This is a genomic window from Alkalimonas amylolytica (assembly GCF_900107845.1).
GTDB lineage: Bacteria > Pseudomonadota > Gammaproteobacteria > Enterobacterales > Alteromonadaceae > Alkalimonas > Alkalimonas amylolytica.
Map to the genome: position 1 here is coordinate 303,745 of NZ_FNRM01000004.1, position 12,819 is coordinate 316,563.

General features: G+C 51.7%; 11 protein-coding genes. 4 read left to right on the forward strand and 7 right to left on the reverse strand.

Annotated features, from left to right (window positions below; translation table 11 throughout):
- Positions 1–47 precede the first annotated feature (47 nt).
- From BLW37_RS10230 to BLW37_RS10260, 7 genes are all read right to left on the reverse strand, one after another.
- Positions 48–1,949, reverse strand: a complete 1,902-nt coding sequence (locus tag BLW37_RS10230; protein WP_245785694.1) for a TIGR00341 family protein — start codon at positions 1,947–1,949, stop codon at positions 48–50.
- Positions 1,939–4,332 (reverse strand): Lon protease family protein, encoded by a 2,394-nt coding sequence (locus BLW37_RS10235; protein ID WP_091342477.1) that lies wholly within the window; start codon positions 4,330–4,332, stop codon positions 1,939–1,941. The genes BLW37_RS10230 and BLW37_RS10235 overlap by 11 nt, the downstream gene beginning before the upstream one ends.
- A gap of 107 nt (positions 4,333–4,439) precedes the next feature.
- Positions 4,440–4,907, reverse strand: a complete 468-nt coding sequence (locus BLW37_RS10240; protein WP_091342479.1) for a zinc ribbon-containing protein — start codon at positions 4,905–4,907, stop codon at positions 4,440–4,442.
- Positions 4,908–4,963: 56 nt separating this feature from the next.
- Positions 4,964–5,602: a hypothetical protein gene (locus tag BLW37_RS10245; protein ID WP_091342480.1), complete on the reverse strand. Its 639-nt coding sequence runs from the start codon at positions 5,600–5,602 to the stop codon at positions 4,964–4,966.
- Positions 5,593–6,093, reverse strand: a complete 501-nt coding sequence (locus BLW37_RS10250; RefSeq protein ID WP_091342483.1) for a hypothetical protein — start codon at positions 6,091–6,093, stop codon at positions 5,593–5,595. The genes BLW37_RS10245 and BLW37_RS10250 overlap by 10 nt, the downstream gene beginning before the upstream one ends.
- 73 nt (positions 6,094–6,166) lie before the next feature.
- On the reverse strand, positions 6,167–6,508 hold the full coding sequence (locus tag BLW37_RS18610; protein ID WP_139243698.1) for a hypothetical protein: 342 nt from the start codon (positions 6,506–6,508) through the stop codon (positions 6,167–6,169).
- Between the two features lie 290 nt (positions 6,509–6,798).
- The gene (locus BLW37_RS10260) at positions 6,799–7,728 is read right to left on the reverse strand and encodes a hypothetical protein (protein ID WP_091342487.1); all 930 of its coding nucleotides are present in this window, start codon (positions 7,726–7,728) and stop codon (positions 6,799–6,801) included.
- A 281-nt stretch (positions 7,729–8,009) separates the two neighbouring features.
- Here BLW37_RS10260 and leuS point away from each other — a divergent pair, with 281 nt between their 5' ends.
- The 4 genes from leuS to nadD are packed head-to-tail and all read left to right on the forward strand — an operon-like array spanning position 8,010 to position 12,755.
- Complete coding sequence (gene leuS / locus BLW37_RS10265) at positions 8,010–10,598, forward strand: leucine--tRNA ligase (protein ID WP_091342489.1); 2,589 nt, start codon at positions 8,010–8,012, stop codon at positions 10,596–10,598.
- Positions 10,599–11,090 (forward strand): LPS-assembly lipoprotein LptE, encoded by a 492-nt coding sequence (locus BLW37_RS10270; protein ID WP_245785695.1) that lies wholly within the window; start codon positions 10,599–10,601, stop codon positions 11,088–11,090.
- Positions 11,087–12,127: a DNA polymerase III subunit delta gene (gene holA / locus BLW37_RS10275; RefSeq protein WP_091342491.1), complete on the forward strand. Its 1,041-nt coding sequence runs from the start codon at positions 11,087–11,089 to the stop codon at positions 12,125–12,127. Before BLW37_RS10270 ends, holA begins: the two co-directional genes overlap by 4 nt.
- On the forward strand, positions 12,114–12,755 hold the full coding sequence (gene nadD, locus BLW37_RS10280) for a nicotinate-nucleotide adenylyltransferase (RefSeq protein ID WP_091342493.1): 642 nt from the start codon (positions 12,114–12,116) through the stop codon (positions 12,753–12,755). Before holA ends, nadD begins: the two co-directional genes overlap by 14 nt.
- The last annotated feature ends 64 nt before the right edge of the window (positions 12,756–12,819 follow it).

Sequence of the window (12,819 nt, forward strand, 5' to 3'; positions counted from 1 at the left end):
TTCAATCACAAAGGCCTGCAATCATGCAGGCCTTTTTTCGTCAATGCTTAGCGAATGACCCGGGTGCCGACTTCCAGCTCCACCGGCTGGGCCAGCTTCTGCTCAATCAACCCTTTAATATCATCCATCTGCGCTTCGTCAATGGTCGAACGCGACACCAGCGTCAAGGATATCCGGATCGGATTGCCCGGCCTCACCTGCACATGACGCAACTGAATATCTTCCAATACAATGCCTTCCAGCTGCTGCTTGATGCGCCCCTCCTGCACCATATGAGAGAAACTAAGCGCCAGCGGAATACTGAGTAGCACCACCAGTAAAAACGTCAGCGCCAGGCCTCGACGTGCCCGGTGAAAGGGGCTGTAGCCAAGAAACAAAAAGGTTAGAACTGCAGCCAGAATAATCCCCACCAGGTTGGTCAGGTAAAGTAAAAATGCCCCCCAGAACACGGTAAAGTCCGCCCAGCCCAGCCCAATGCCTGCCACCGCCAGCGGCGGTACCAGTGCAACGGCGATTGCCACCCCGGCCAAACTTTTCGCCACTTCGGCCCGGGCATGCGCATAGGCACCGGCAATGCCTGAGACAACAGCAACGCCCAGATCCAGCAAGGTTGGGCTGATGCGGGCGGCAATCTCGCTGTTGATGGTATTCAACGGGATCAACCAGGTAGCGATGACTGCGCAGCTAATCGCTACCGCAGTCCCTACGCCTATGCTACGGGCACTGGTCAACATCAGGCCTTCGTCCTGTCGCAGCGTACCTAGTGCCATCGAAATAATTGGCCCCATCAATGGAGCCAGGATCATGGCGCCGATAATGACTGGCGTGGAGTTGGCAAAAAGGCCAAAAGTTGCCAACAAGGTGGCCAACACCATCAGCATCAAATACGACGGCGTAGCTTTGGCACTTTCCCTAAGCGCCAGGAATAAATCCTTAAATTCTTCGGTAGCAGCGTGATGGATCCAGGGCAATGGATAGGTGACCAACTCGGTTTTGGCTTTACCAGCTGGCAAGGGCTGGGTTTTAAACACTTCTTTCTGCTCAGGCAACTTATCTTCAACAGCCAGATAGCGGCCAGGCACCATGTTCAGACAGCGAGGTTCTACCCGTAACACCAGATCTTTGGTTTTTTCAATCAAGCCGTCGTGGGTATAGCTGATGGTTTTTGGGCTTTGAATGCGTAAACTGCTGGTTTTCAAGTGACCAACAAAAGAAGGGGTGCCTTTATTCCAGTAATCGCGTAAAAACAGCGCAGCAAATAAAAAGCGCAGCATTTCAAACACACTACGCGGTACCAGTACCAACGCATGCAGCATGCCATCGTTGGCGCTGGAGTCGGCGACCAACCGGCGCGACAGCACCGAGCTGCGGCCATGTTCCACCGCCACTATACCAAGGGCCGCAGTGTCTAATTCTTTGCCTTTGTGGGTAGTGAGTTTAAAAGCGCTGAAGGTGACCTGCCCCACTTTACTGAGCAAACGGAAAAAACGCTTTAACCGTAGCGCAAAACGCTCGGCCAAGGCCTCACCGGGGATAAGCGAAAAGGTATCGCCTACCACCACCGAGTTAAACACCGGTGTCTCGTTGCACAGCATCAAATCCAACGGCTCAGCCTCGCGGAAAATAGCATCCTCCAGCGCCGAGGTCATATCACCGCTGATGCCAAAACCATAACGGGCATGCCGCATCTCCGGGTGAGGCAGCAGGGCCAGCTGCCAACCGTTTTGCTGCGCCTGCTGCACCAGTTCACGCAAGGCTTCATCAGGCAAATAACACAGCAAACGTTGTTCCGCGCTAAACAAATGGCTGAGCTTACCTGACCAGAGCAGTAACTCGACTTGCTGGCCGTGCTCAGCCAGCAGCGGTAAAATGTGCTGACAGACAAACTGCTCATCCATCGGTTGGCACAACAGCACCAGTTGACGCGTGACCGGCTGCTCACTCATCATCGCTGCAACCATTGACGATCTCGGCAATGTCGGCCAGACGCTTCAGTACCATGGCGTTCAGAGTTTTCTTCGGATAATCACCTCGCCGCGTCTGTTCACCAGGCTCGATGCCGGTCAGCAAAAACAGCGCTTCATCGACATTCTTCACCACATAAATGTGAAACTCACCACGACTGACTGCCTGCCGCACTTCTTCGTTCAGCACCAAATTCAGTTGATTGCTGGCCGGGATCACCACGCCCTGGCCGCCGGTCAGGCCACGCAGCTGGCAAAGCCGGAAAAATCCTTCTATTTTTTCATTCACACCACCGATGGCCTGGACTTCACCATGCTGGTTGATGGAGCCGGTAACCGCCAGGCTTTGCTTGATTGGCACCTGGGTAATGGCCGAAATCAACGCACAAATCTCCGCCAATGACGCACTGTCACCATCAATATGGCCATAGGATTGCTCCATGGCAATGTTAGCCGAGAGGGTTAGCGGAAAATCACGGGCATAGCGCGCCCCTAAAAAGCCATTTAAAATCAATACACCTTTCGAGTGAATGGCTTTGCCAAGCTCTACTTCCCGTTCGATATCCACCACACCAGAGGCACCGGCAAACACCGTCGCGCTGATGCGGGCAGGGGTGCCGAACGTAGTATCGCCAATTTCCAGCACTGTCAAGCCATTGACCTTACCAACCGCCAGTCCGTCACTGTCGATCAAAATCTGTCCCTGCTGAATGTCTTCCAAAAAGCTTTCGCTGATGCGGCCGGTGCGATACTGCTTGCCAGCCAGAGCCTGACGAACATGCTCGGAGGTTACACTTTCACTGCCCGCCTGAGTCGCGTAATAACAAGCTTCTCGCACCAGTTCCAACACATCAGCAAAACGAGCCGACAACTTATGCTGATGCTCAGCCTGACGAAAACTAAATTGCAGCAAACGCTCAAAACCACACTCGGATAACTGCTCCAGCCCCAGCTCACGCATTTGCAGACGAATTTGCCGTACCATGTAATTCAGGGTTTGTTGCTGATACGGCAGGTAGTGCTCAAAATCGGCCAGCACTCGAAATAGCTCGTTAAATTCGTCATCCAACTCCTGGATCAGATAATACAAATCACGTGAGCCCATCAGGATCACTTTGACCTGCAATGGAATGGCTTTGGGGGTGATGATGGTAGAATTGGTCACCGCATGCTCACTGAGGGTATCAATCAGCAATTCGCTGCTTTTCAGCGCTTGCTTCAGTGCTTCCCACACTTGTGCCTGCGGCAGAAGTTTATCGGCATCCAGGATCAAATAGCCGCCATTGGCACGATGCAAAGCACCTGGGCGGATCATGCGATGATTGGTGTACAAAGAGCCGCCACTGGTGGCGTACTCAACCCTGCCAAATAAATTACCATAGGTTGGCAAAGGCTCAAATACCACAGGCGCACCATCCATAGCCGCATGATGCACCAGCACATTGGGCACAAATTCCTCGATAAACAAGGTACGAATATCCAGCTCTTCGGCTTTTTCCGGTTCGGTTTCTTCCGGCAACAGCTCCAGCACCAGCTTGACCAGGTGTGGCCGCATATCACGCAGATAACGCAGCACACCAAGCTCGGCCACGTAATGGTGTTCAAGCGCTTTAAACAAGGGTTTAAACACCTGCTCGATGGTGGCTTTTCGTAGCTCACGCAACTGCTCGGAGACATCCCGCTTCCACTGCGGCAGTTCTATCAACTGCTCGTTCAAAATGGTTTCCAGCTCACCGACCAGATCGTAAAAGTACTGCCGCTCTTCATCACTCAGCTTGTTAAATTCGCTATCATCCAGGGGTTTGCCATCAATCAGCGGCGCAAAAGTGACCGTACCGCTGTCTTCGTACAGCACCACTTTTTTCTCCAGCGCTTTTTGTTCGACTGCTTCTAAAGCCGCTTCGTAGCGGGTATCGAAGGTACGCTGAATGGCTTTTTTCTGCCGCTGATAGCCTGGGTTATCAAACGCTGCAGGAAAGGTATCCAGCACTTCATCCACCAGCTCTTCGATTCGCTTTACCAGCGCCCGGCCTTCACCAGGCAGCAGACGCAAGGTGGTTGGCATGCGTTCATCGTCAAAGTTTCTCAGGTAACACCATTCATCCGGTGTGGCTTTCTCAGCCGCTGCATGCTGCAAAATATCCTGCACCAGGGTAAAACGCCCCAGCGCAGGCTCGCCCATTACATAAAGGTTGTACCCTGGCATATCCATGCCAATGGCAAACTGCAAAGCAGCTTTCGCCCGCTCCTGGCCGATAAAGGCCGGAGTCAACTCAGTTTGTAAGATGCTGTGTTTAAGCCAGTCATTGCGCAGTTGCGGAGCCAGCTGATGCGGGGCGAGCGCCAGCGTATCGGGGGTTTGAGTCATGAAAATCCTTGCAATCCATGAGGTTCATGCGTGATGGCGTTATTATACGCACAGCGTCAAGATGGCGACCAGTGAATTTCTGGTCGCAGCGGTCTGTTCCTGGTGGATTAATCGAGTGGCACGCCTTCCCGGTTGAAACTCACCCCACCACAATTGGTACAGGCTAACAATTCCGATGGATGGTAATAATTGTGGCGCTCACCGCAGTTGTCGCAGCGATAGCACCCCATACCAACCCGCTCCCCCTGAAAATACACACCCTTATGACGAAAATCCTCCAGAATTTCCTGCCACTCTACCTGGCTACGATCGGTGATTTGCGCCAGCTCATACCACAGTGCTTCAGGCCACAAGGATGGCTGCTCATCCGCTTCTGCATCAGTATCCTGCCACTGGCGCTTTAAGGTTTCGACAAAAAGACGGGTTTCATGGGCCGTTAAATCTTTGCCGGCTTGAAAATAAGCGCGGATTTGCTTATTCAACTCCATCAGTTGATCGACCGACTCTTTCTCTGCACTGCTGACCATATCCGCCAACTGCGTTAACCAGGCCTGGTATTTCTTTTTCAGTTCCATCCGGACTCCTACTGACTGCATTTGTCTTTAGTATAGCAAAGACTTAGCACTCAGCTTTATCCCTGCTCACGCTCCAAAGCCTCACGCTGGCGCCGGGCTTCCTGCCGCTCGGCTTCACGCTGAAAGCGCTGCACCCTCGCTTCTTCGCGCTGAATACGCTGTTCAAGCATCTGTTCTACCTGAAACGACTCCTCCCAATAGCCACGCCGCACAAGACGGCGCACATCGCTGTCATGGCACAACACCGGATCTTTGACCCAGGCACTGTAAGTGACCCGCGCAAACAACAGTGCGGTATCTGGACAACGCTGGTAGCCGTTAGCCGTCATCTGCTGACGATAGTAGCTGTTAAGTACGAAGTGAAAAACAAACATTAGAACAAATGAAATTACAAAAGGAATTATAAAATATTTATTAGTAAAGCTTTTCTGCTTCTTGGTAAGCTCTTTCCCTCTAACCACTGTAGGCATCACATAAATTAGCATGGAAAGGAAAAGCAAAAGACATAAAACAATGCCCAAAAAATATCCGTGTGAAGAACTATGAATAATCAGCTGACGCTCGCTGTTAATCGCTTCAATCTGGCTTTTGATATTTTCAGGTTCCAGCCAAAACAGTACAACCAATATGGCTAAACACAGAGCAATGAGAAAAAAGCCTGCCACTGACTTTTTGAAAGGATTATTTAATTCCATAAGCGAGGGGTAAACCTGATAAGTTCATTAATTTTGCGTGTTGCCGCTTGGCTTAACTGGCGTCTGGCTGTCTGCGCCACTGATCTCATTACATAATAAACACCATCATAGAACTTATTGGATGCATTAAGCTTCACCTCTGCTTCTTTTACCTCCAGGTAGTGTGCTAATCGCTGAGTAATTTGGTAATGCTCGTCAATAGCAGTAAGCGTCCGCCCAATTGCTATAGCAACTACTACTCCTACTACCAAGGGGGCTACCGCAATCACACCGGCACTAAATACTCCAGCAACAAATGCACTTGCCAAATACCCCGCAGCACCTGCAATAGCGATTTTCACCAAATCGGTTGAAATCCCAGCCAGCCAATTGGTCCAGCGGTATTCGTCTTCAAACAACCATTGCAAGCTGTGCAACGATAACGAAAAAATCACCAAAACCAGAAAGCCGCTTTTTGCCGATTGCTTTAACCCTTCCTTGCCCACCGCCATCTTCACCAGCCCGGTATTGCTAGCAAGATAGCGAGTGCCTTTAATGACCTGACGGGTTCGGTTATTGCTGTTGTCATGAACCTTGCTTATTCACTTCAGCCTCACGCTGGCGCCGGGCTTCCTGCCGCTCAGCTTCACGCTGCTGACGCTGAGCCCTGACTTCTTCGCGCTGAATACGCTGCTCAAGCATCTGTTCTACCTGAAACGACTCCTCCCAATAGCCACGCCGCACAAGACGGCGCACATCGCTGTCATGGCACAACACCGGATCTTTGACCCAGGCACTGTAAGTGACCCGCGCAAACAACAGTGCGGTATCTGGACAACGCTGATAGCCAAGGGAGGACATATGGTGCCGATAATAACTATTGATGGCAAAGTGACCGACAAAAGTAAGAATAAATGCAACTACCATAGGAACATAAAATATTTTGGCGAAAATATTATGATGATTTTTAGTAACTTCTATTTTCCGAAACTCGAAAAAAGTTAAAGTAAATATGTATACACCGGCAATGAGAAGAAACAGAATTGCCCCAGGCATAAACCCTTCATAAGAGCTATGAATGATTAATTGCCGGCCACTGTCAAAGGCCTCCCATTGGTCATGTAGCGCCCTCATCAATAGCCATATGGTAACTAATGGCAAACACATAATGAAAATATTTGCAAAAAGCAGTATGCCAATCCTTTTGAGCATTCGACTTAATTCCATATTCTTGGTCTGATACCTGTAAGCTCTTGAATTCGTCTCATAGCGGCCCGACTCATCTGTCTTTTTTTGGCTTGTACAGTCGAGGAAATAAGATAATAAATACCATCGTAAATACGTTGCTTCACTGGTTCCATGTGCTTAACTTCTTGCTGTTCTAAGTAGTAAGCCAGCCTCGTTGTGAGATGCAACCGCCGGTCAAGCTCGTTCAATAAATAACCAGCTGTTAAAGCGGCAATTATGCCCAGACCAAGTGGCAAAATAGCCATCACTGCGCCTTTGGCTAGAACAATCGGAACCATCCCAACTAAATACCCCGCGGCACCTGCAATAGCGATTTTCACCAAATCGGTTGAAATACCAGCCAGCCAGTTGGTCCAGCGGTATTCGTCTTCAAACAACCATTGCAAGCTGTGCAGCGATAACGAAAAAATCACCGAAACCAGAAAGCCGCTTTTTGCCGATTGCTTTAAGCCTTCCTTGCCCACCGCCATCTTCACCAGCCCGGTATTGCTAGCAAGATAGCGAGTGCCTTTAATGACCTGACGGGCACGATGATTGCCTTTAAAAATAATGTACTGGCGGCCATTTTGGGTCACAGTCCGGTAGGTTGAGAAAAAACGGCCACCGCGCTGTAAATCGGTCGCCAACACAGCGAGAACCCGCGCATCGTTGGTAGCCGAACCAAAATCGCGGCCATACTGCGATAAGGCAGTGGCCAGCGCTAGCCCGGTGAGCTGTTCGAACAGCGCTGCACTTTGCGCTTCGGTTTTGCCTTCCTGGCGCTGCACCGTTAACCAGAAATCAGTGAGCTCCCGGGTATTCAGTACATAGATATCCACTTGATTCTCAGCAAGTTGCTGCTGCAGTTGTTGTTGACGCAACTGCTGGCTGGCATGGTGCTGGGCAATAAAGGCAGTCATAAGGCAACATCCTGTAAAGTAATTAACGGTGATTTGTTCAATTAATGTTTCATCAATTCTAGCATGTTAATCTTTTGAGTAAATATAAAATGTACCTATGGTCGGCAGTACTTTATTAGCCAAACCCTGACACAGACACCTAGCCCTACGCTACTGAAGATGGATTCAAGTTGTTGTAAGCCAGAGGCTGCGGTATCCTATAGCGAATTTTCCGCGCCCTCGAAAAGCTGTACTGATTGCAGCTGAGAGCCCTTCGTTGATGCTTAGTTTGGAAGACCTTAATGCACGAACAGTACAATCCGCAACAGATAGAAACTGCCTTGCAGCAGCAGTGGGACAACGACCAGGTTTTTAAAGTTGTTGAAGACGACAGTAAAGAAAAATTCTACTGTCTCTCCATGTTTCCTTATCCAAGCGGACGTCTGCATATGGGCCATGTCCGCAATTACACCATTGGTGATGTCATCAGCCGTTTTCAGCGCATGCAGGGCAAAAATGTGATGCAGCCGATGGGGTGGGATGCCTTTGGTTTACCGGCCGAAAATGCCGCCATCAACCACAAAACAGCCCCCGCCAAGTGGACCTACGAAAACATCGACTACATGCGCACCCAGTTAAAGCGCCTTGGCTTTGGTTACGACTGGTCACGCGAGCTGGCTACCTGCAAGCCCGAGTATTACCGCTGGGAGCAATGGTTCTTTACCAAGCTGTACGAAAAAGGCCTGGTATACAAGAAAATGTCGACGGTGAACTGGGATCCGATCGATCAGTGCGTCCTGGCCAATGAACAAGTGATTGACGGCCGCGGCTGGCGCTCTGGTGCCCTGGTCGAACAGCGCGAACTGGCGCAGTGGTTTATTAAAATCACCGATTACGCCGAAGAGTTGCTGGCCGACCTGGATCAACTGGACGAATGGCCAGAGCAAGTGCGTACCATGCAGAAAAACTGGATTGGCCGCTCGGAAGGGGTGGAAATCACCTTTGATGTAGCCGACTCCGATCAGCAGGTCTCGGTGTTCACTACCCGCCCTGATACGCTGTATGGTGTCACCTACATGGCAGTGGCAGCCCAACATCCGCTGGCGTTGCAGGCCGCAGCCACCAACCCGGTCCTGGCTGCCTTTATAGAGGAATGCAAAGGCGGCAAGGTGGCCGAAGCAGAGCTTGCCACCATGGAGAAAAAAGGCATGGCAACGGGCATCTACGCGGTGCATCCACTGACCGGCGCCAAGTTGCCTATTTGGGTGGCGAACTTTGTATTGATGGATTACGGCTCAGGTGCTGTCATGTCGGTACCGGCCCATGATCAGCGTGATTATGAGTTTGCCGGCAAATACCAGCTGCCTATTCAGCAGGTTATTGCTCCGCTGGATGACAGCACAGCACTGGATTTAACCAAAGCCGCTTATACTGAAAAAGGCAAACTGGTGAACTCAGCCGAGTTCAACGGTCTGGATTTTGCTGCTGCCTTTACCGCCATTGCCGATAAACTGGCATCACTTGGCCGAGGCGAGGTACGGGTGAACTACCGGCTGCGTGATTGGGGTGTATCCCGCCAGCGCTATTGGGGTACCCCTATCCCGATGTTAACTCTGGAAGATGGTTCTCAGGTGCCGGTGCCGGCTGAGCAATTGCCGGTACGATTGCCGGAAGATGTGGTGATGGATGGGGTGCAATCGCCGATCAAAGCCGACCCGGAGTGGGCCAAGACCAGTTATCAGGGCCAGCCAGCTTTTCATGAAACCGATACCTTCGATACCTTTATGGAATCGTCCTGGTACTATGCCCGCTACACCTGCCCGAACAACGATCAGGCCATGCTGGATCCGGCCAAAGCCAATTACTGGCTGCCGGTCGATCAGTACATTGGGGGCATTGAACACGCTATTTTGCACCTGCTGTATTCCCGTTTCTTCCATAAGCTATTGCGTGATGTGGGCCTGGTGCAATCGGATGAACCTTTCAAGCGCTTGCTATGCCAGGGCATGGTGCTGGCCGAAACCTTCTACCGTGAACACGACAATGGCAGCAAGAGCTGGTACTCGCCGCAGGACGTCAGCGTTGAGCGCGATGAAAAAGGTCGTATTTTGAGTGCTACCTTGAACAACGACGGTCTGCCAGTGCTGTCCGCTGGTATGAGCAAGATGTCGAAATCAAAAAATAACGGCATCGATCCGCAAAAGGTCATTGAGCAGTTCGGTGCCGATACCGTGCGGCTTTTTATGATGTTTACGGCGCCGCCCGAGCAAACGCTGGAGTGGTCAGACTCGGCCGTAGAAGGTGCCCATCGTTTCCTGAAACGAATTTATGCACTGGTGCAACAGTTTAGTCAGCATCAACCAAGCGCAGCTCTGGATAAGGCCGCCCTGAACAATGAGCAAAAAGTGCTGCGGCGCGAACTGCACAAAACCATTGCCAAAGTGACCGACGATCTGGCGCGGCGTTATACCTTCAATACCGCCATTGCCGCCATTATGGAGCTGAGCAACAAGTTGCAAAAAGCGCCGTTGGAAACCGAGCAGGATAAAGCCGTGATGCAAGAGGCGGTGCTGGCCTTGCTGCAAATGCTGAACCCGATCACGCCGCATCTTTGTCAATTCCTATGGCGTGAGCTTGGCCAGCAAACCGCGCTGGAAGACGGCAACTGGCCACACGTGGACAGTAGCGCCCTGGTTGAAGACGAAAAGCTGATAGTGGTGCAGGTCAATGGTAAGGTGCGCGCCAAACTGACGGTGGCAGCCGATGCCAGTCAGGAGCAGGTGCTGGAACAGGCCAAAGCCGATGACAATGTGCAGCGCTATCTGGAAGGTGTCAGCATTCGCAAGGCCATTTATGTACCAGGCAAACTGCTGAACCTGGTGGTGGCTTAAGTGACGGCTGCCAAGGCGCTACGACTACTGCTGTTCGTGGTGTTAGCCTGGCAACTGACCGGCTGTGGTTTTCAGCTGCGCGGCCAGTTGCCACTGCAGTTGTTTGATGGTGTTTATTTGCAGGCAGAGCGCCATTCCGAACTGGCGGCCATTTTGCGCCAGCGCCTGCAGAGCCACCAAATTGTATTGCTGAACCAACCCGAACAAGACAGCCCCAGCGTGTACTTACTGCACGATTCGCTGGAGCGTCGTACCTTATCCCTCTTTCCAAACGGGCAAGTAGCGGAATACGAGCTGATTTATCAGGTCCGCTACAGCATCCAGACACCGGGCACGAAAGCGCAGGTGTTCGAGTTTGAATTGTTCCGTGATTATCAGGACGATCCGAACCGGGCACTGGCCAAAGCACGCGAACTGGAGCTGATGCTGGCAGAGCTACGCGAGCAAGCCGCCCAGCGGATCCTGCGCCAGTTAGGGCGTATCAGCGCATGAATAAGCTGTATGCCAGTCAGCTGTCGCAGCACCTGCAACAGCAGCTGGTAGGTTGTTACCTGGTGTTTGGTGAGGAGCCTCTGCAAAAGCAGGATGGCCTGGATCAAATTCGTACCAAAGCACGACAGCAAGGCTTTGACGAGCGCCAGCAGTTTCGGCTGGAAGCCCAGTTTGACTGGGAGCCTGTATTTAGCGCCATGCAAAGCCTGTCCTTGTTCAGCAACCGTCAAATCATCGAGCTGGATCTGCAAAACCAGAAACTAACAGCGGCTACCGGCAAAGAATTAAAGCAACTCTTTGAGCTGCTGCACCCGGATGTCTTACTTATTTTGCATGGCGAACGCAGCCCGGCGGAAATCAGCAAACTGAGTTGGGTAAAAAATCTGCCCAAAGACACCGTGCTGCTCAGTATTTATCCGCTGGATGATCAGCAATTCCAGAAATGGTTGCAACAGCAGTTACGACAATCCGGTATCCAACTCAGCCCGGATGCCAGCCAGCTGTTTTTGCATCACTGCAGTGGCAACTTGCTGGCGGCCCGCCAGAATATCGATAAGCTGTTGCTGACCTTTGGTCCATGCAGTCTTGATGAACCTGCCCTAGCTGATTTTTTAGCCGATCAATCCAGTTTTTCTGTTTTCCAGCTCAGCGATGCCTTACTGGCCGGCCAGCAACAACAGGCTTTTCACCGCTTGCAGCGACTGCTGGGCCAGGATGAAGAACCCACCCTGCTGTGCTGGCAACTGCATCGTGAAGTACAAAACCTGCTGCAGCTGCAGCAAGGCAGTATGGTTGAGCGGGCCGGGCTTTTTAAGCAACTGGGGATCTGGCCCAAGCGACAGCCGCTCTATCAGCAAGCACTGCAGCGCCTGCCTCTGAACTGGCTGCATTACATTCTGCAAGAGCTGGCCAGTTTCGATCGTCAGTTTAAAGGTGGTCAGCTTACTCAGTTGCCACTGGCATTAACGCACCTGTGCAGCCTCTTTCTGGCCCCAGTGCCAAAAGCATTCTCCTTGCAGCGCCATGAACAACACTAAACCGATACTAGGGATCTTTGGCGGAACCTTCGATCCTATTCACTACGGTCATCTGCGCTGTGCTTTGCATGTGCAGCAGGCTTGTCACCTGGAGCAAGTTCGGCTAATGCCTTGTCATTTGCCAGCGCATCGAGCCAGCCCTGGCGTCAGTGCTGAGCAACGTGCCGACATGGTCCGGCTAGCCATTGCCGATTACCCGCAATTGGCACTGGAACTGCTGGAGCTGCAGCAGCACCGCCCTTCGTACAGTGCGATTAGTCTGGCGCAGTTAGCCTTGCAGTACCCCGAGCATCAGCTGGCTTTTATTCTGGGTATGGATGCCTTTAACCAGTTCACTCGCTGGCATCGCTGGCAGCAGATTTTACAGCTGGCCGATCTGATTGTCTGCCAGCGGCCGGAGTATCAAACGCTTTCTGCTGAAAGCCAGGCGCTTTTGTTGCACCGTCAGGTGCAGCAAGCCGTCGATTTGCAGCAGCCGGGTAAAGGGCGGATCCTGGTGCTGGACAACCCACTGCACCCCATCTCGGCTACCGAGCTAAGGCACAGCTTGCCAGAGCTAAATGCCTGCCCGGCCTGGTTACCTCCAGCCGTATGGAACTATATTCGTTTGCACAAACTCTATAGCTAAAGATAGCGCGAAAGATATGACATAAAGAGTCGGCTAAAGAGGGTACAACCCGCGTTAAAAAGTG